This is a genomic window from Rhodobacter sp. (assembly GCA_020637515.1).
Taxonomy (GTDB): domain Bacteria; phylum Pseudomonadota; class Alphaproteobacteria; order Rhodobacterales; family Rhodobacteraceae; genus Pararhodobacter.
Genome location: JACKKG010000001.1, coordinates 969,459 through 986,495, shown reverse-complemented (window position 1 = coordinate 986,495; position 17,037 = coordinate 969,459). Strand labels below are relative to the sequence as shown.

Sequence of the window (17,037 nt, the reverse complement as noted above, 5' to 3'; positions counted from 1 at the left end):
AAGCGTTCTGACAGTTTGGGTCCATTTTGTCAATTTACACGATGACAATTCTGGTCCATTTTGTCAGAAAGCGATTCGCCGGAGGATTCCATGACCCGCCTGACGATCAACGGCCAACCCCACGACATCGACGCCCCCGACGACACGCCCCTGCTGTGGGTGCTGCGCGACGAACTGGGCATGACGGGCACCAAATTCGGCTGCGGTGTCGCCGCCTGTGGCGCCTGCACGGTGCATATCGACGGCGAGGCGGTGCGATCGTGCCAGGTCGCGCTGGCGGATGTCTGGGGCGATGTCACCACCATCGAGGGGCTGGCCCCACATGCCCTGCAAGAGGCCTGGGTGCGCCACCAGGTGCCGCAATGCGGCTATTGCCAGTCGGGCCAGATCATGCAGGCGGCGGCGCTGCTGGCGGAAAATCCCGACCCCACGGATGACGACATCGACACCGCGATGGCCGGGAACCTGTGCCGCTGCGGCACCTATTCGCGCATCCGCGCCGCGATCCACGACGCCGCGGCAACCCTGCGGGAGGGCACGCAATGAGCCGGCTGGGAAAGATCACGCGCCGCACGCTTCTGGTGGGCTCGGTTGCAATCGCGGGGGGCGTCGCCTTTGGCGTCTATCAGGTGAAAAAGGGGGTTCCGAACCCGCTGCACCCGGAAACGGGCACCGCGTTGAACCCGTTCCTCATCATCGACGCCGACGGGGTGACCATCGTCACCGGCCGGGCCGAGATGGGCCAGGGCGCACAGACCACCCTCGCCGCCTGCCTGGCCGAAGAACTGAACCTGGACTGGTCCAGCGTCCGGTTGCTGCATGGTCCGGCCTCGGGCGCGTATTACAACGGCGCGCTCCTGGAAGGCGCGCTGCCGGGCCCCGACTATGCGCGGCCCGAATGGCAACGCACTCTGGCGGAATCGATCGGTGTGGTCGCACGACCCCTGAAGCTGCAACTCACCGGCGGTTCGACCAGCATCCGCGACGGGTTCGTCCGCCTGCGCCTGGCCGGGGCCAGCGCGCGCGAGACGCTGAAGGCCGCCGCCGCCCGGCGCCTGGGTGTCGCGGTCGCGACCCTCTCGACCGAGGGGGGCGCGGTCCTGGGCGCCGACGGCACCCGCCTGACCTATGCCGAACTGGCCGCCGACGCCGCGCAGATGACCCCGGTCCAGGCCGAGCCGCGCCCGGCATCGGACTGGCGGCTGCTGGGCACCGCCCTGCCGCGGCCGGACATCCCTGCAAAGGTGAACGGAACCGCCGCTTTCGGCATCGACACGCGCCTGCCGGGGATGAAATTCGCCTCGGTCAAACGCTCTCCGCGGCTGGGGGGCACCATGCAAGCGTTCGACCCGGCGCCCGCCCTGGCGATCCCCGGGGTGGAACGGGTGATCGATATCGGCGACGGCGTCGCGGTGGTCGCGCGCAACACCTGGACGGCGATCCAGGGCGCGCAGGCGGTGACCTGCGACTGGGGTCCCGCGCCCTATCCGGCCGACGACGCCGGCATCACCGAGCGCCTGCTGGCGGCCTTTGATGACAGCCCCGATTCCACCATGCGCGACGATGGCGATGCCGACAGCGACACCGGCGGCACCATGATCGAAGCCGAATACCGCCTGCCCTATCTGGCCCACACCACGATGGAGCCGATGAACGCCACCGCGCTGTTCGACGGCGAGACGCTGGAGCTGTGGTCGCCCAACCAGGGGCCGTTCATCCAGGCCCGCGCCGCCGCCGAGGCCGCCGGCATCGACCCCGGCAATGTGGTCGTGCACACAACCTTTCTGGGCGGCGGGTTCGGGCGGCGCATCGAATCCGACTATGCCGCGGTCGCGGCCAAGGTCGCGCGGGCCATGCCCGGCACGCCCGTAAACGTCACCTGGTCGCGCGAAGAGGACGTGACGCATGACTTTTACCGCCCGGCCGCCATTGCGCGCATGAAGGGCGCGGTGTCTGGCGGGCGGGCCGTGCTGTTCGATGCGCGGATCGCCTCGCCCGGGTTGATGGCACAGGCGGGCGGGCGGATGATGGGGCTGCCGATGGCCGGGCCCGACCGCGCGATCGTCGAGGGCGGCTTCGATCAGCCCTATGCGATCCCGAACTACCGCGTCCGGGGCTACAGGGCCGACCTTGCCATTCCGGTGGGCTTCTGGCGCTCGGTCGGGGCCAGCCACAACGGGTTCACGCACGAAAGCTTCATCGACGAACTGGCCCACGCCGCCGGTCAGGACCCGTTGGCCTTTCGTCTGGCGATGGCACAGGGCGAAAGCGCGGCCGCGGCGGGCGTGCTCGAGGCCGTGCGCGACATGTCCGGCTGGGACCAGCCCAAGGCACCGGGCACCGGCCGCGGCGTGGCGATGGTCTGGAGCTTTGGCACGCCCGTCGCTCAGGTGATCGAGGTGCGCGACGAAGGCGGCGCCATCCGCATCGCCCGCGCCTGGATCGCCGCCGATGTCGGCATCCCGCTGGACCCGGGCATCCTGGCCGCGCAGATGGAGGGCGGGATGCTTTATGGCCTGTCCGCTGCGGTGCACGGGCGCATCAGCTTTGCCGACGGCATGGTGCAGCAGCAGAATTTCCCCGATTACGACGCCATTCGCATGTCGGGCGCCCCCGTGACCGAGGTGCGGCTGCTGGCGAACAACCCGCATATCGGCGGCGCGGGCGAACCCGGCACACCGCCCGCCGCGCCAGCCCTGGCCAACGCGCTGTTCGACCTGACCGGAACGCGCGCCCGCACGCTGCCGCTGGACGGGCAATTCACCTTTGTGCTGTGACAAACAAGGGGGCCTTTCGGCCCCCTTTTCTGGTCACGCGGCCGGCGGCCGGCTGACCATATGGCCCAGCATCCGCCCCGACATGATGTGCACATGCAGGTGCGGCACCTCCTGCACGCCATCGTCGCCGGCGTTGGAAATGGCGCGGTAGCCGGTGCCGCCCTCGCACGGCTGGATGCCCAAAGTCCTGCAAACCTGGCCGATGGCGGCGACAAAATCCGCGCGCTCGGCATCCGTGGCCTCGATCGCGAAGTGGTCGAAGGTCACATAGGGCCCCTTGGGGATCACCAGAACATGCACCGGCGCCTGGGGGCGGATGTCGTGGAACGCCAGCGAATGCGCGGTTTCCAGCAGCTTGTTGCAAGGGATCTCGCCGCGCAGGATCCGGGCGAAGATGTTGTTGGTATCATAGACATAAGCCATGGTTGTGCCCTTATGCGTCGTCCGCCGACCAGCCCGAGACGGCCTTGACCTCGAGGAAATCCTCGATCCCCCATACGCCACCCTCACGCCCGCGCCCCGACGCCTTCATGCCGCCAAAGGGCGAGCCCCGTCCGCGCGACTTGCCGTTCATCTCGACCATGCCCGAACGCAGGCGGCGGGCCAGGCGGTTGCGTTTCGCCCCGTCTTGCGACTGCACATAGTTGGTCAGGCCATAGGGCGTGTCGTTGGCGATCTGCAAGGCCTGGGCCTCGGTGTCGAAGGGGATGATCGACAGCACCGGGCCAAAGATTTCCTCGCGCGCGATGGTCATGTCGTTCGACACGTCGGCAAAGACCGTCGGACGCACGAAATAGCCGCGGTTCAGACCATCGGGACGGCCCAGGCCACCAGCGACCAGCCGCGCGCCTTCGTCGATACCCTTCTGGATCAGGCCCTGGATCTTGTCGAACTGCGCCTGGCTGACGACCGGGCCGATATGCCCTCCGGCCTCGTGCGCGCTGGCGACCCTGGTCTTGAGCGCGGTTTCGGCCGCGATCTCGACCGCCTTGTCGTAGATCGAGCGTTCGACCAGCATCCGGGTCGGCGCATTGCACGACTGCCCGGTGTTGTTGAAGCAGTGACGCGCCCCCCGCACCACGGCCTTTTCGTCGGCGTCGGCGAAGATGATATTGGCCCCCTTGCCGCCCAGCTCAAGGTGGACGTGCTTCAGCGTTTCGGCCGCATTCTTCGAGATGGCGATACCCGCGCGGGTCGATCCGGTGAAGCTGACCATGTCAACGTCGGGATGGCCGGACAGCCGCGTGCCCACCCCCGCGCCGTCGCCGTTGACCAGGTTGAACACCCCGGGCGGCACGCCGGCCTCGTGCAGGATTTCGGCGAACAGCATCGACGACAGCGGCGCGATCTCGGACGGTTTCAGCACCATCGTGCAGCCCGCCAGCAGCGCCGGGATCACCTTGAGCGTGACCTGGTTCATCGGCCAGTTCCAGGGCGTGATCAGGGCGCAGACGCCCACGGCCTCCTTGATGATCCGATCCTCAGGCGCCTTGTCGCTGAGCGGGGCCTCCCATTCGATCTGGTCAAAGGCGCGAATGAAGTTGTCGATATGCCAGGTGCCAGAGCCCGACTGCGCGGTCTTTGCCATGTCGATGGGCGCGCCCATCTCCAGGCTGATCGCGGCGCCCATCTCGTCGTTGCGGCGGGTGTAGACCTCGAGGATGCGCTTCACCAGGGCCAGCCGTTCGGCCGGGGCGCTTTGCATGAAAGCGGGCAGCGCCGCCTTTGCCGCGGCCACGGCCGCATCGGTATCGGCGGTTCCGCCCGCCGAAATCACGGCAACCGCTTCTTCGGTCGATGGGTCGATGACATCGAGGTCCCGCCCGTCGATCGGGTTCACCCACGCCCCGTTGATGTAGAATTTGCGCTTGTCCAGCATGGCGGTCTCCTGCGAATTTTCGCGACAGACTGTCACTCCCCCAAGACAAGGGCAAGGGGAGGGGTTATCAATCGGGCGCTCTCGCCCTATCTCGTAGAAACGTGAATTCTTCACCCGGATTATGAGGACACCATGAGCCTGCGCATCAACGACGTCGCACCGAATTTCACCGCCGAGACCACCCAGGGCACACTGACCTGGCACGATTACATCGGTGACGGTTACACGGTGCTGTTCAGCCACCCAAAGGACTTCACCCCGGTCTGCACCACCGAATTCTCGGCGGCGGCAAAGCTGGCGGGCGAATTCGCCAAGCGCAACTGCAAGCTGGCGGGTATCTCGATCGACGGCGTCGAAGAGCACAAGAAATGGATGGACGATGTCCGGACCTATGGCGGAACGGCAATGTCCTTTCCGATCATCGCCGACCCCGATCTGACGGTTGCAAAGCTCTATGACATGCTCCCGGCCGAGGCCTATCTGCCCGACGGACGCACCGCCAACGACACCGCCACCGTGCGCACGACCTTCATCATCGGACCCGACAAGAAGATCCGCCTGATGCTGATCTACCCGATGTCGGTCGGGCGCAACTTCTCCGAGATCCTGCGCGCGCTGGATGCCATTCGCCAGACCGACGGTCAGCCCTTTGCGACGCCGGCCGACTGGCAGCCGGGCGATGACGTGATCGTGGCGCTGTCGGTGACGACCGAGGATGCCAAGGCCCGGTTCGGCCAGGTGGACGTCCCCCTGCCCTACCTGCGCAAGACCAAAGCGCCGAACTGATCGGCCCGTTACCGACCGATCCGACCCGCCCTCCGACCCGCCCGAGGCCCCGGCCCGGGCGGGTTTTTGCCGCCGTCTCGCGCTTGTGTTGGGGCGTGAGTCACTTCGCAGATGCAGCGGCCGCGCGGCTGCGGTATCTGTGGGGCATGAAACGCCGTTCGTTCCTTGCCGCCTTGACCCTCGCGCCGATGGCGCTGGCCGCACCCGCGGCAGCCCAGCCGATCCCTCTGGCCGAGATTTCGCGTTATTTCAACAGCTTCCTGACCGCGCAGGCGGATTTCACGCAGATCAATCCGGATGGAACCCTGTCCACGGGGCGGCTGATGATCCGTCGGCCGGGGCGCATCCGGTTCGAATACGACGCACCCGATCGGACGCTGGTGCTGGCTTCGGCGGGCTCGGTCTTCATCTTCGACGCGCGCTCGAACGCGGGGCCGACGACCTATCCGCTCAGCCGCACGCCGCTGGCGCTGATCCTTGACGACCCGGTGAACCTGGACCGCGCCGACATGATCGTCGGGCATACGCAGGACGGGCCCGTCACGACGCTGGTCGCCCAGGACCCCGATCATCCCGAATACGGCAGCATCCGGCTGGCGTTCAGCGCCAACCCGACCGAGTTGCGGCAATGGGTGGTGGCCGACGACACCGGGCAGGAGACCACGGTCATCCTGGGCACCTTTCGCACCGGCGTCACGCTGGGGTCGTTGTTGTTCAACCTCGACGCCGAATTGCAGCGCCGAGGTCTGAGCACCAACCGCTGATCTCAGCGGCGGTTGCAGGCGCGCAGTTGCGAATCATACATCGCCGCGCGCTGCGCGACACGGTCGGCCAGATCGGTCAGCCAGCGCTGGCTGTTGTGGCTGCCGCGCGCATAGCCCGCGTGCCCCTCATGATAGGACAGATACAGATTGCGCGCGTCGGTCGGGTGGATGCCGTTTCGGGCATAGGCCTCGGAGGCATACCAGCCGATGAAATCGGTCGCGTCCTCGATATCGTCGCGCCGCGCGTGCCGGTTGCGGGTCTGGGTCTGGTAATCCTCCCAGGTGCCGTCCAGCGCCTGGCTGTAGCCAAAGGCCGAACTTTGCCGCCCCATCGGGATCACGCCCAGCGCGTAGCGGTGCGGCGTGCGCGCATCGCCGTCGAATCGGCTTTCTGCGTGGATGATCGCCATCTGCACGGGAACCGGGACGTTCCAGCGCCGTTCGGAATCGCGCATCGCACGGAAATAGGCGGGCCGTTCGGTGGCCAGGGCGCAGGCGTCGTCGAGATTGCGCGGCGGCGCATGGTCGCGACCGCCCCCACAGGACGCCAGCAGGAAGGCCACCGCCACCAGGCGGAGAACGCTGCTCATGAATCTGCCTCAAGTCTTTTTTGTCTTTTGTCCTTCCTAGCCGATTTCGCGCCAATTTGAAACGGTTTGCCGGTAAATTCCCTGTCGGCAGGGCGCAGAAACCGCGGGCCGGGCGGCGGTGCCACGATTTCGCCGCATTTTCGCCACTGTTGGAACGGTTTTCACAGTCTGTTTCCAGCCCCTCAGCATCCATCGTATGGACCTTCCAAGGCGACTCAGGATAAAAAATCGTCAGAAAGGGTTCGTTCATGCTGACGTCTCAGGCGAAGTTCAGGCTTGGACAGGTTGTCCGCCACCGGAAGCATCCCTTCCGGGGGGTGGTCTTTGACGTCGATGCGATGTTCGCCAACACCCAGGAATGGTATGATGCCATCCCCGAGGAAAGCCGACCCTCAAAGGACCAGCCGTTCTATCACCTGCTGGCCGAGAATGATAATTCCTATTACGTCGCCTATGTGTCCGAGCAGAACCTGATCGCCGACGAAACCGGCGAGCCCGTGGATCACCCCGATCTTCCCGAACTGTTCGGGGATTTCGAGGATGGGTTCTACCCGTTGCAGGTGCAGTTGAACTGACCCCGGCCGCTGGCGCGCGGGCCCCGTGCCGCGTGCATCGCCTCAGTCGTAGCCCGACCACGGCATATGCATGGTCAACCGATTCCATCCCCGGTCGCGGGCATAGCGCAGATCGCTGGTCAGGCAGCGGATGATGTGCCAGCCGAACCCCCCCTCGGGCAGATGGTCGGGCGGGGCGATCAAGGGCAGATCGGGGTCCGGCGCGTCGCTGGCCGGCATCGGCTGTCCGCGGTCGGCAATCTGGCAGGCCAGACCGCTGCGCCGGACCTCGACCCGCAACTCGACCGGGCCGACGCCGTCGGCATAGGCGTGTTCGGCGATGTTGTTCAGAACCTCGGCCAGGATCAGCTCGGCGTTGGATCGGTCGTCCTCGCCCACGCCGGCCTGACCCAGCCCGTCGATCAGATCCGCCAGCACCCGGCGGGTTTCGCGGTCCCCGGCCGGAAAGCGGCGCGCAAAGCACCAGCGGCCGATCGGTTCCCCCGTGTCGGATGGTCCCGCGACGCCAGAGGGAAAGGCGGTGTCCGGCATGTCAGCCCCCCGGTTGCCCAAGATCATCCCACGGCCTTCAGATTGCCCGGGGCGTGTGCATGGATGGTGAAGACGCTGTCCATCCGCGTCAGGCGAAACACCTTGGCCACGGGCGGCGTCAACCCGGCCAACTGCAACGGCCGGTCAGAGCCCAGCAGCTTCATCACGGCGACCACGGCCCCCAATCCGCTGCTGTCCAGAAAGGTGACCTGGGACAGGTCCAGGATCACGGGCGAGCCGCTTTCCATTTCCGCCGCGTTGCGCACGGCTTCCTTGAAGTCGATCGCAACCGCCGCGTCCACGCGGCTATCCCTGACCGCTATGACCAGCGCCTGGCCCGAACGATGCGTGCTGATGTCCACACTCGCCTCCACAATCGCAGCTTGTTCCCGCACCACCCTAGGGTCTAAGTCTTTCCAAAAGGTTCACGACGATAGGAGGCACCCATGTCCGAAGTGGTCATCATCGGCGCAGCGCGCACCCCCATGGGCGGGTTTCAGGGCGTCTTCAACGGCGTTCCGGCGGCGTCCCTGGGCGGAACCGCCATCGCCGCCGCATTGGAAAGCGCCGGCACCCCCCCTGAGCGGGTCGAGGAACTGTTGATGGGCTGCGTCCTGCCCGCCGGTCAGGGGCAGGCCCCGGCGCGTCAGGCGGGGTTCCGGGCCGGTCTGGGCCAGGAAGTCCCCGCCACCACGCTGAACAAGATGTGCGGATCGGGCATGAAGGCGGTGATGATCGCGCATGACCAGCTGGCGCTGGGCCACACGGGCCTGATGGTCGCCGGCGGCATGGAAAGCATGAGCGAGGCCCCCTACCTGCTGCCAAAGGCGCGCGGCGGGTATCGCATGGGCCACGGGCAGGTCATCGACCACATGTTCCTGGACGGGCTTGAGGACGCCTATGACAAGGGCCGCCTGATGGGCACCTTCGCTGAGGATTGCGCCGAGAAATACCAGTTCACGCGCGAGGCCCAGGACGATTACGCGCTGGGCTCGCTGACCAATGCGCTGTCGGCGCAGGCCAACGGCGCTTTTGACGGCGAAATCGCGGCCGTTACCGTGCACACCCGCAAGGGCGAGGTCACCATCACCGCCGACGAGCAACCCGCGAACGCCCGTCCCGAGAAGATCCCGACCCTGAAACCCGCCTTTCGAAAGGACGGCACGGTGACAGCGGCGAACGCGTCGTCGATCTCGGACGGAGCTGCGGCGCTGGTTCTGGCGACTCGCGCCAGAGCCGAGGCGATGGGCGCCCCGATCCGCGCGGTGATCCGGGGCCACACCAGCCACGCCCAGGAACCGGGCTGGTTCAGCACCGCGCCGATCCCGGCGGCGCGAAAGCTGTTGCAGCGGTTGGGCTGGGCGGTCGATTCGGTCGATCTGTGGGAGGTCAACGAAGCCTTCGCCGTGGTCCCGATGGCCTTCATGCAGGACATGGGCATCGCCCGCGACCGAATGAACGTGAACGGCGGCGCCTGCGCGTTGGGGCATCCGATCGGGGCCTCGGGCGCGCGGATCATCGTCACGCTGCTGCACGCGCTGGAAAACCGCGGCCTCAAACGCGGCGTCGCGGCGATCTGCATCGGCGGCGGCGAAGGCACCGCAATCGCCATCGAACGCCCTTGAGCCGGCGTTGAGCGAGGGTCTGCTTGCGGTTCTGGGCGGGATCGGCCTGTTCCTGTTCGGAATGAAGATCCTGACGGAATCGCTGCGCGACGCCGCCGGGCCACGGCTGCGTCATGTGCTGACCCGCTTCACAGGCACGCCCCTGCGCGGCGCGCTGACGGGCGCGGCGGCGACGGCGGTGATCCAGTCCTCGAGCGCGACAACCGTGATGACCGTGGGTTTTGTCGGCGCCGGGCTGATCGGCTTTCCGCAGTCGCTGGGCGTGCTCTACGGCGCGAATGTCGGCACCACGGTCACCGGCTGGATCGTCACCTTCCTGGGCCTCAAGCTGAAGATCGGCATCATCGCGCAGCCCGTGATGTTCGTCGCGGCGCTGGCGCTGGTGCTGGGCCAGGGCCGGGTGGTTCGCATTGCGCGCGGCGTGGCCGGGCTGTGCCTGTTGTTCATCGGCCTGGACCTGATGCAGGGCGTGGCCGCGCTGACGCAAGGCTGGTTCGGCCCTGAAACGCTGCCGGGCGACACGGTGCCGGGACGGCTGGCCCTGATCGCGGTGGGGTTCGCGCTGGTCGCGGTGGTGCAGAGTTCCTCGGCCGGGATGGCGATCACGCTGGTGTTGCTGGCGGGGGGGGCGCTGACCTTCGCTCAGGCGGCCGCGCTGGTGATCGGTCTGAATCTGGGCACCACGCTGACGGCCCTGCTGGCGTCGCTGGGGGGCGGACCGGCCATGCGGCAGACCGCGCTGGCGAACCTGTTGTTCAACCTGGGCACCGCGGTGCTGGCCTTTCCAATGCTGAGCCTGCTGGCGCTGCCCCTGCACCGGCTGGGCGGCGACGACCTGACGGCGCTGGTGCTGTTCCACACCGGGTTCAACCTGGTGGGCGCGCTGATCTTTCTGCCGCTGACCCCACGCTTTGCCGCGCTGGTGGCCCGGCTGGTCCCGGATGCGGGCGACAGCCTGACCCGGGCGCTCGATCCCTTGCTGCGCGCCCAGCCCGAGGCCGCCCTCACCGCCGCCGAGACCACCGCGACCGCCATGCAGCGCCTGGTCTTTTCCGCCATCGGCGCCGCGCTGGGACCGCATGAGGACCTGCGCCCGATGGCCACTCTGGCGCCCCGGCTGGACCCCGCGCAGGATCGGCTCGAGGAATTCCTGACCCATCTGCGCCTGCCCGAGGGGCGCCAGGACCTGCAAGACCGCCAGACCGCCCTGTTGCACCGGATGGACCATCTGCATCGGCTGGTCGCGCGGATCGAACGGCGGGCGCCGCTTGCCGTGATCGCGGGGAACGCGCGCCTGCGCCGCGCTGGCCGCGCGCTGGCCGGGCGGCTGCGGTCGCCGGACCCCACCGCCGCCGATCTGCAAAGGCTGGCCGGTCTGATCGAACGCCGGGCGCTGGTCTACCGCGACCTCACCCTGCACCAGCGCGTCATGGGCGACCGTGTCCAGGACCTGTTCGACCGCACCGACGCGGTGCGATGGATGGCCCGCATCGCCCGCCACGCGGCCAGCATCGCGGGCTATACCGATCTCTGACAGGCAAGCGGACCGGGGCCGGTTACCCGGCCCCCTCGTCCCAACGGCGTTGCATGTCCTCGGGCGCGACGACCTCGACCGTCCGGGTCAGCATCCAGCGGTGGCCGAACGGGTCCTGCACCATCGCATTGCGTTCGCCGAAGCTTTGCGTCGCGGGCGCGCGCAGCAGCATCGCACCGGCCCGGGTGGCCTGCGCCGTCAGGGCATCCACGTCATCGCATTCCAGGTGCAGCAAGACCGGCGAACCACCCAGTGCATCGGGGCTGAGCGCACCGAAGTCGGGGTATTCGTCGGCCAGCATCACCCGCGCCGCACCGATGCGCAACTCGGCGTGTCCCACGCGCCCGTCCGCGGGATCGGTCAGGCGGAACACCTCGCGCGCGTCAAAGGCGCGACCGTAGAAGTCGATCGCCGACGCGGCATCGCGACAGGTCAGATACGGGGTCAGGGCGAGACCGGTCATGGATCACCTCGTTGACAGTGGTTTTTATTACGTTACGTTTCGTATCACAATGAATCAAGACAAACCCCATCGAGGCCGCCCATCATCGCAGGCTGCGCGCGCGAACGCGCTGCGGGCTGCGCGCGCGATCCTGTTCGACCAGGGCCTGGGCCGATTGACGATGGAAGCGGTCGCTGCGCAGTCGGGCGTGGGCAAGCCGACGCTCTACCGCCACTGGGCGAACGCGCTGGAACTGGCCATGGCCGCCCTGATGGCCGAACCGTCGCCGAAAGCGCCCGTCGCGGGGGATACGCTCGAGGATTGGTTGCGAACCCAGTTGCGCGGCCTGACCACGGCCTTTGCCGCAGGGCGTGGCCGGCAGATCGCCCTGGCGCTTGCGGCCGCGGACCCCGAGGCCGAGATCACGCGCGCCTTTCGCAACCAGGTCATCCTGGCCAGCCGCGAAGCCGGTCGCGACCAGATCGCGCGGGCTGTCGCGCTGGGAACGATCCCGGCGCCGCCGGATATCGACCTGGTGCTGGACATGCTCTACGCGCCGCTGTTCTACCGCCTTTTGGCCGGGCATCGGCCACTGGACGACGCTTTTGCCGATGGCGTGGCGCGCCTGGGAATGCGGCTTCTGGGGGTGGTCTGAAACGCCAAACGGCCCGGCACGCGGGCCGGGCCGTTCGACGATGTTCCCGCGCTCAGAGGCTGGCGTCCAGCGCCGCGACGATGGCGTCGCCCATCTGGCTGGTCGACACCGGGGTGCCCCCCTCGGGGCCCATCAGGTCGCCCGTGCGCACACCGTCGGCCAGAACCCGTTCCACGGCCTTTTCGACGCGGTCGGCCTCGGCCCCCAAGTCGAAAGAATAGCGCAGCGCCATGGCAAAGGACAGGATGCAGGCGATCGGGTTGGCCTTGCCCTGGCCGGCGATGTCGGGGGCCGAACCGTGCACCGGCTCATACAGCGCCTTGGGCCGGCCGTTGGCCATCGGCGCACCCAGGCTGGCCGAGGGCAACATGCCCAGCGAACCGGTCAGCATCGCCGCCGCGTCGGACAGCAGGTCGCCAAACAGGTTGTCGGTGACGATCACATCGAATTGCTTGGGGTTGCGCACCAGCTGCATCGCGCCGTTGTCGGCATACATGTGCGACAGGGCGACATCGGGGTATTCCTCGTCGTGGACCTTCTGCACGACCTCGCGCCACAGAATGCCCGATTCCATGACGTTGGCCTTTTCCATCGAGCAGACCTTGTTGTTGCGTTTGCGCGCCAGCTCAAAGGCCGAACGCGCGACGCGGGCGATCTCGCTTTCGGTATACCGCTGGGTGTTGATGCCGACGCGCTCGTTGCCTTCGGTGAAGATGCCGCGCGGCTCGCCGAAATAGACACCCGAGGTCAGCTCGCGCACGATCATGATGTCGAGCCCGGCCACCACGTCCTTTTTCAGCGACGAGAAATCGGCCAGCGCATCAAAGCACTGCGCGGGGCGCAGGTTCGAATACAGGTCCATTTCCTTGCGCAGGCGCAGCAGGCCGCGTTCGGGTTTCACGCTGAAATCGAGGGCGTCATACTTGGGCCCGCCGACGGCGCCCAACAGGACCGCGTCCACCGCCTGCGCCTTTTCCATCGTCGCGTCGGCGAGGGGCTTGCCGTGCACGTCATAGGCACAGCCGCCCACCAGGTCCTCGCTGACATCGAAGGTGACGCCGCGCTTGTCGCCCATCCAGGCGATGATCTTCTTCACCTCGGCCATGACTTCGGGGCCGATGCCGTCGCCGGCGAGGATGAGCAGGGAAGGATTGGCCACGGGGGACTCCTGTATCTGGGTGCGCGAAGGGGCCTAGCGCGCCTGTGTCGCCGGGTCAAGCGCGCCGCAAATCCCGTGCCACGCACAGCGCCGCCGTGCTAGTCTGGGCCAGTTTTCCAGACGGAGCCCTTGATGAAACCCCTGCTCGTTCTTGCCCTGACCCTGTTGGCCGCATCGGCCTGGGCCGATGGCGGCGTCACAGTGCCCTTGCCGCGGATTCCGCCGCTGCCGACCGGCGAACAAGAGCATCTTCTGATGCAGTTGGTCACGGCGAATGTCGTGAGCGAGAATTGCCCGGGCCATGGCCTGACGCCCGAGGAATTCGCGCTGGTCACCGGCTCGGCCGATCTGGTGGCGGCGGCGCTGGGGGTGCTGGACAGCAACGCCTATGACGACCGGTTCTACCGCCCGGCCTTTGCCATGTTGGACAAACCGGACACCTGCGACCGCGAGGGGCCGCGCATTCGCCCGCTCATCAATCAGTTGATCGCCTGGGGCGGTTCGCTTACGCCCCGGCCCTGAACATCGGCGCCAGACCTTCGGCGAGCAGGTCCCAGACCCGGCGCACCCGGGGGGTGCGCCGCATCACGGGGTGGGCAGTCAGCCAGACGGGCAGGCGCGGCAGGGGAAAACCCAGGTCGATTTCCTGCACCAGGGGATCGCGGGCGCCGATACTGCGCTGGGCAAAGCCGATCCCGCAGCCAGCGCGCACCAGTTCCCAGGCAACGACGATGTCGTCGCTGCGGGTCGCGAACCAGTCGCGGGTCGCCAGCATCCCGCCCTGGCGAAACCCGTCGATCAGCAGGGTTTCCCGGTCCATGCCCACCAGATCGTGCTGACCCAGGTCCTGCGCCGTCCGGGGCATGCCGCGCCTGGCCAGGTAGGTTTTTGCCGCAAAGGCCGCGATGCCCACGTCGCCAAGGTGCCGGGCGATCAGGTCCTGCTGGGTCGGCCGATACATGCGAATCGCGATGTCGGCCTCGCGATACAGCAGATTCGAGGTCCGGTCCGTGGGCACCAGGTCGATGCGGATCAGGGGCTCGGCCACGCGCAGGGCGGCCAGAACCGGCGGCAGATGCCAGACCGACACCGCGACGCTGGCGGTGACGCGCACGCTGCCTTCGAGCCGCGCCTCGTGGCCTGCCACGGTCAGCGCCATGCGATTCGCCGCGTCGCGCATCGCGCGGGCGGGTTCGAGCAGCGCCTGCCCGTCCTCGGTCAGGGAAAACCCCCGGGGCTGGCGGTGGAACAGGTCGGCGCCCAGTTGTCCCTCGATCGTCTTGATCTGGCGGCCCAGCGTCGGCTGGCTGCGCCCCAGGGCCCGCGCCGCCGCCGACAGGCTGCCCGTTTCCGCCACGGCGAGAAAGGCCTGCACCAGCGACCAGTCCAGTGAGCTCAACTTGTCCATTCATTCATGAATACATGACATGCGCCTGTATGCAATTTTCTTTGGGGAAGCCGGGCCTCATCTTCTGCCCGTCGCAAAAGGAGATCCCCATGACCCAGACCGCCCTCATCCTTGGTGCCAACGGCAAGATCGGCCGCAATTTCACCGCCGCCTTCCGCGCCGCCGGCTGGCAAACCCGGGCCTACAAGCGCGGCACTGACATGGACCTGGCCGCGCAGGGCTGCGCGGTCATCGTGAACGGGTTGAACCCGCCGAATTACCACGATTGGGACCGCATCCTGCCGCAGATCACCACGCAGGTCCTGGCGGCGGCAAAGACCTCAGGGGCGACGGTGCTGTTTCCGGGCAATGTCTATGTGTTCGGCGACCAGCCCGGCCCCTGGGACGAACACACCCCGCACGCGCCCCGCAGCCGCAAGGGCCGCATCCGCGCCGAGGTCGAGGCCCGCTATCGCACCGCCGCGACCGAAGGGGTGCAGACGATCCTCTTGCGGGCAGGCGATTTCATGGATGCCCGGGCCACCGATTCGGTGCTGCAATACCTCTATCTGCGCAATCTGGCCAAGGGTCGCGTGACGGCGCCCGGCGACCCCGACGTGGTGCGCGCCCATGCCTGGCTGCCCGACATGGCCCGCGCAGGCGTGATGCTGGCCGAACGCCGCGCCGCGCTGCCCGCATTCTGTGACGTGCCCTTTCCGGGCCATACCTTCAGCGCGCGGCAGTTGAAGGACCGGATCGAACACCTGACCGGCCGCTCGCTGGGCTTTGACCGGTTTCCCTGGTGGGCGATGCGGCTGGCCGGCCCGGTCTGGGAACTGGCGCGGGAACTGGGCGAGATGCGCTATCTCTACGAGACCCCGCACCGGATGGACGGCGCGCGCCTGCACGCCCTGCTGCCCGACTGGCAGGATACGCCGCTGGATCAGGTGCTGATGCAGACCCTTGCGCTGACTTCCGCCGCCGCGGCGTGACTTGCGCCCGGATTCACGCTAGGATTGTCAGCCCGGCAGATTCAAAGGAGAAACCGATGTCGAAACATCCCCTGGATCATGACCACGGCGCCTCGGGTTCCAAGATGGCGAAATTCGCCGAGATCGAGCGCGGCAAGCAGCCCGCGCAGGCGACCAAGGACCTGCAACAGCGAGAACGCGCCAAGGGGGACGCCAAGCTGAAGGCCTACAGCAAGATCGAGCGGACCGGCAGCGCCGAGTAACCCTCAGGCGCTGCCCCAGTCGATGGCCTGCATCTCGCGCAAGCGGCTGGCGGTTCGTTCGAATTCGAACGCGCCGGCCCCTTCCATATACAGCCGTTCGGGCTGATCGGCGGCACTGGCGATCAGCCGCACGCGCCCCTCGTAAAGCGCGTCGATCAGCGTGACGAAGCGCTTGGCCTCGTTGTAGTTGGCGGCGGACAGATGGGGGATGTCCTCGATCATCAGGACCCGCACGCGGTCGGCCAGCGCCAGATAGTCCGCCGGCCCCAGCGGGCGCCCGCACAGGTCCCAGAAGCCGGTGCGCGCGACGGCGTTGTGGTGGTGCGGGATCTCGACCTTGCGGCCCTGCACCTCCAGCACCAGGGGCGTGCCGGCGCCAACGCCCGTCAGCTCGGACCAGAGCGCATCCATCGCCGCATGGGCGCCGGCATCGGCGGGCGTGAAATAGACCTGCGCGCCGGTCAGCCGGTGTTGGCGATAGTCGGTCTCGCTTTGCAGTTCGATCACCTCCATGCGCGCGCGCAGCAGGGCGATGAACGGCAGGAACAGCGCCCGGTTCAGGCCGTTCTTGTAAAGATCCTCGGGCGGGCGGTTCGAGGTGGTGACGATCACCACGCCGGCCTCCATCAGCATCTGGAACAGCCGGCCGACGATCATCGCATCGGTGATGTCGGTGATCTGCATCTCGTCAAAGGCCAGCAGCCGCAGATCCTGCGCCACCGCCCTGGCTACAGGCGCCAGCGCGTCGTCCACGCCGGTCTTGCGGGCTTCGTGCATCCCGTGGTGGATTTCCTGCATGAAGGCGTGGAAATGCACGCGGCGCTTGGCATCGATGTCGGTCGCCTGTTCGAACAGGTCCATCAGCATCGACTTTCCGCGCCCGACACCGCCCCACAGATACAGCCCCCGGGGCCCTTGGGGCGGTTTCTTGAACAGCCCCCCCAGAAGACCCTTCTTCTGCGGGGTTTCCAAGGCAGCGCGGCGTTCGTCCAGCAGGGGCAGGACGGCGCGTTGGGCCGCGTCGGGGCGGATCTCGCCCTTGGCCACACGCGCATCATAGAGTTCGGTCAGGGTCTGTCGCATGAGGCGGATTTAGCGC

The 17,037-nt window shown here is 67.4% G+C and carries 20 protein-coding genes; 11 read left to right on the top strand and 9 right to left on the bottom strand.

What is annotated here, in order from left to right; translation table 11 throughout:
- Positions 1-90: 90 nt before the first annotated feature.
- On the top strand, positions 91-546 hold the full coding sequence (locus H6900_04820) for a (2Fe-2S)-binding protein (GenBank protein MCC0072597.1): 456 nt from the start codon (positions 91-93) through the stop codon (positions 544-546).
- Positions 543-2,777 (top strand): xanthine dehydrogenase family protein molybdopterin-binding subunit, encoded by a 2,235-nt coding sequence (locus H6900_04815; protein ID MCC0072596.1) that lies wholly within the window; start codon positions 543-545, stop codon positions 2,775-2,777. The genes H6900_04820 and H6900_04815 overlap by 4 nt, the downstream gene beginning before the upstream one ends.
- A 33-nt stretch (positions 2,778-2,810) precedes the next feature.
- On the opposite strand, the gene H6900_04810 is transcribed toward H6900_04815, so the two are convergent.
- Positions 2,811-3,200 carry an HIT domain-containing protein gene (locus H6900_04810; GenBank protein ID MCC0072595.1) on the bottom strand — a complete coding sequence of 130 codons (390 nt, stop codon included), beginning with the start codon at positions 3,198-3,200 and terminating at the stop codon, positions 2,811-2,813.
- Positions 3,201-3,210: 10 nt separating this feature from the next.
- Positions 3,211-4,656: an aldehyde dehydrogenase family protein gene (locus H6900_04805; protein ID MCC0072594.1), complete on the bottom strand. Its 1,446-nt coding sequence runs from the start codon at positions 4,654-4,656 to the stop codon at positions 3,211-3,213.
- 132 nt (positions 4,657-4,788) lie between these two features.
- Here H6900_04805 and H6900_04800 point away from each other — a divergent pair, with 132 nt between their 5' ends.
- Together H6900_04800 and H6900_04795 are read left to right on the top strand one after the other, a co-directional pair.
- A complete protein-coding gene (locus tag H6900_04800; GenBank protein MCC0072593.1) occupies positions 4,789-5,442 on the top strand; it encodes a peroxiredoxin in 654 nt (217 codons plus the stop codon).
- A 146-nt stretch (positions 5,443-5,588) separates the two neighbouring features.
- The gene (locus H6900_04795) at positions 5,589-6,206 is read left to right on the top strand and encodes an outer membrane lipoprotein carrier protein LolA (protein ID MCC0072592.1); all 618 of its coding nucleotides are present in this window, start codon (positions 5,589-5,591) and stop codon (positions 6,204-6,206) included.
- Positions 6,207-6,208: 2 nt separating this feature from the next.
- Here H6900_04795 and H6900_04790 read toward each other — a convergent pair whose 3' ends face one another.
- Positions 6,209-6,796: a lytic transglycosylase gene (locus H6900_04790; protein ID MCC0072591.1), complete on the bottom strand. Its 588-nt coding sequence runs from the start codon at positions 6,794-6,796 to the stop codon at positions 6,209-6,211.
- Positions 6,797-7,044: 248 nt separating this feature from the next.
- Between H6900_04790 and hspQ the strand changes: the two genes are divergently transcribed.
- Positions 7,045-7,371 (top strand): heat shock protein HspQ, encoded by a 327-nt coding sequence (hspQ, locus tag H6900_04785; GenBank protein ID MCC0072590.1) that lies wholly within the window; start codon positions 7,045-7,047, stop codon positions 7,369-7,371.
- A gap of 42 nt (positions 7,372-7,413) precedes the next feature.
- Here hspQ and H6900_04780 read toward each other — a convergent pair whose 3' ends face one another.
- Both H6900_04780 and H6900_04775 read right to left on the bottom strand, forming a co-directional pair.
- Positions 7,414-7,902 (bottom strand): ATP-binding protein, encoded by a 489-nt coding sequence (locus H6900_04780; GenBank protein MCC0072589.1) that lies wholly within the window; start codon positions 7,900-7,902, stop codon positions 7,414-7,416.
- 23 nt (positions 7,903-7,925) lie between these two features.
- Complete coding sequence (locus H6900_04775; GenBank protein MCC0072588.1) at positions 7,926-8,264, bottom strand: STAS domain-containing protein; 339 nt, start codon at positions 8,262-8,264, stop codon at positions 7,926-7,928.
- Between the two features lie 84 nt (positions 8,265-8,348).
- Between H6900_04775 and H6900_04770 the strand changes: the two genes are divergently transcribed.
- Positions 8,349-9,527 (top strand): acetyl-CoA C-acyltransferase, encoded by a 1,179-nt coding sequence (locus tag H6900_04770; protein MCC0072587.1) that lies wholly within the window; start codon positions 8,349-8,351, stop codon positions 9,525-9,527.
- A 7-nt stretch (positions 9,528-9,534) separates the two neighbouring features.
- Positions 9,535-11,061: a Na/Pi cotransporter family protein gene (locus H6900_04765; GenBank protein MCC0072586.1), complete on the top strand. Its 1,527-nt coding sequence runs from the start codon at positions 9,535-9,537 to the stop codon at positions 11,059-11,061.
- 22 nt (positions 11,062-11,083) lie between these two features.
- Here the strand turns inward: H6900_04765 and H6900_04760 are convergent, their stop codons facing one another.
- Positions 11,084-11,524 (bottom strand): VOC family protein, encoded by a 441-nt coding sequence (locus H6900_04760; GenBank protein MCC0072585.1) that lies wholly within the window; start codon positions 11,522-11,524, stop codon positions 11,084-11,086.
- Between the two features lie 49 nt (positions 11,525-11,573).
- On the opposite strand from H6900_04760, the gene H6900_04755 reads away from it, so the two are divergent.
- The gene (locus H6900_04755) at positions 11,574-12,158 is read left to right on the top strand and encodes a TetR/AcrR family transcriptional regulator (protein MCC0072584.1); all 585 of its coding nucleotides are present in this window, start codon (positions 11,574-11,576) and stop codon (positions 12,156-12,158) included.
- A gap of 52 nt (positions 12,159-12,210) precedes the next feature.
- Here the strand turns inward: H6900_04755 and leuB are convergent, their stop codons facing one another.
- Complete coding sequence (gene leuB / locus H6900_04750; protein ID MCC0072583.1) at positions 12,211-13,317, bottom strand: 3-isopropylmalate dehydrogenase; 1,107 nt, start codon at positions 13,315-13,317, stop codon at positions 12,211-12,213.
- Positions 13,318-13,449: 132 nt separating this feature from the next.
- On the opposite strand from leuB, the gene H6900_04745 reads away from it, so the two are divergent.
- On the top strand, positions 13,450-13,839 hold the full coding sequence (locus H6900_04745; GenBank protein MCC0072582.1) for a hypothetical protein: 390 nt from the start codon (positions 13,450-13,452) through the stop codon (positions 13,837-13,839).
- On the opposite strand, the gene H6900_04740 is transcribed toward H6900_04745, so the two are convergent.
- On the bottom strand, positions 13,823-14,725 hold the full coding sequence (locus tag H6900_04740) for a LysR family transcriptional regulator (protein MCC0072581.1): 903 nt from the start codon (positions 14,723-14,725) through the stop codon (positions 13,823-13,825). The genes H6900_04745 and H6900_04740 overlap by 17 nt on opposite strands.
- A gap of 89 nt (positions 14,726-14,814) precedes the next feature.
- On the opposite strand from H6900_04740, the gene H6900_04735 reads away from it, so the two are divergent.
- Positions 14,815-15,696 carry an epimerase gene (locus tag H6900_04735; GenBank protein ID MCC0072580.1) on the top strand — a complete coding sequence of 294 codons (882 nt, stop codon included), beginning with the start codon at positions 14,815-14,817 and terminating at the stop codon, positions 15,694-15,696.
- A 56-nt stretch (positions 15,697-15,752) separates the two neighbouring features.
- Positions 15,753-15,938, top strand: coding sequence for a hypothetical protein (locus H6900_04730; GenBank protein MCC0072579.1), 186 nt, complete (start codon positions 15,753-15,755; stop codon positions 15,936-15,938).
- A 3-nt stretch (positions 15,939-15,941) separates the two neighbouring features.
- On the opposite strand, the gene H6900_04725 is transcribed toward H6900_04730, so the two are convergent.
- Positions 15,942-17,021 (bottom strand): cell division protein ZapE, encoded by a 1,080-nt coding sequence (locus H6900_04725; protein ID MCC0072578.1) that lies wholly within the window; start codon positions 17,019-17,021, stop codon positions 15,942-15,944.
- Positions 17,022-17,037: the final 16 nt, after the last annotated feature.

Excerpts from the sequence above, each read along its gene's own strand:
- H6900_04800 (MCC0072593.1), top strand. The coding sequence starts at position 4,789 with ATGAGCCTGCGCATCAACGACGTCGCACCGAATTTCACCGCCGAGACC.
- H6900_04735 (MCC0072580.1), top strand. The coding sequence starts at position 14,815 with ATGACCCAGACCGCCCTCATCCTTGGTGCCAACGGCAAGATCGGCCGC.
- H6900_04745 (MCC0072582.1), top strand. The coding sequence starts at position 13,450 with ATGAAACCCCTGCTCGTTCTTGCCCTGACCCTGTTGGCCGCATCGGCC.
- H6900_04755 (MCC0072584.1), top strand. The coding sequence starts at position 11,574 with ATGAATCAAGACAAACCCCATCGAGGCCGCCCATCATCGCAGGCTGCG.
- H6900_04795 (MCC0072592.1), top strand. The coding sequence starts at position 5,589 with ATGAAACGCCGTTCGTTCCTTGCCGCCTTGACCCTCGCGCCGATGGCG.
- H6900_04725 (MCC0072578.1), bottom strand. The coding sequence starts at position 17,021 with ATGCGACAGACCCTGACCGAACTCTATGATGCGCGTGTGGCCAAGGGC.
- H6900_04760 (MCC0072585.1), bottom strand. The coding sequence starts at position 11,524 with ATGACCGGTCTCGCCCTGACCCCGTATCTGACCTGTCGCGATGCCGCG.
- H6900_04740 (MCC0072581.1), bottom strand. The coding sequence starts at position 14,725 with ATGGACAAGTTGAGCTCACTGGACTGGTCGCTGGTGCAGGCCTTTCTC.
- H6900_04730 (MCC0072579.1), top strand. The coding sequence starts at position 15,753 with ATGTCGAAACATCCCCTGGATCATGACCACGGCGCCTCGGGTTCCAAG.
- H6900_04820 (MCC0072597.1), top strand. The coding sequence starts at position 91 with ATGACCCGCCTGACGATCAACGGCCAACCCCACGACATCGACGCCCCC.
- H6900_04810 (MCC0072595.1), bottom strand. The coding sequence starts at position 3,200 with ATGGCTTATGTCTATGATACCAACAACATCTTCGCCCGGATCCTGCGC.
- H6900_04790 (MCC0072591.1), bottom strand. The coding sequence starts at position 6,796 with ATGAGCAGCGTTCTCCGCCTGGTGGCGGTGGCCTTCCTGCTGGCGTCC.
- hspQ (MCC0072590.1), top strand. The coding sequence starts at position 7,045 with ATGCTGACGTCTCAGGCGAAGTTCAGGCTTGGACAGGTTGTCCGCCAC.
- H6900_04770 (MCC0072587.1), top strand. The coding sequence starts at position 8,349 with ATGTCCGAAGTGGTCATCATCGGCGCAGCGCGCACCCCCATGGGCGGG.
- H6900_04805 (MCC0072594.1), bottom strand. The coding sequence starts at position 4,656 with ATGCTGGACAAGCGCAAATTCTACATCAACGGGGCGTGGGTGAACCCG.
- H6900_04815 (MCC0072596.1), top strand. The coding sequence starts at position 543 with ATGAGCCGGCTGGGAAAGATCACGCGCCGCACGCTTCTGGTGGGCTCG.
- H6900_04780 (MCC0072589.1), bottom strand. The coding sequence starts at position 7,902 with ATGCCGGACACCGCCTTTCCCTCTGGCGTCGCGGGACCATCCGACACG.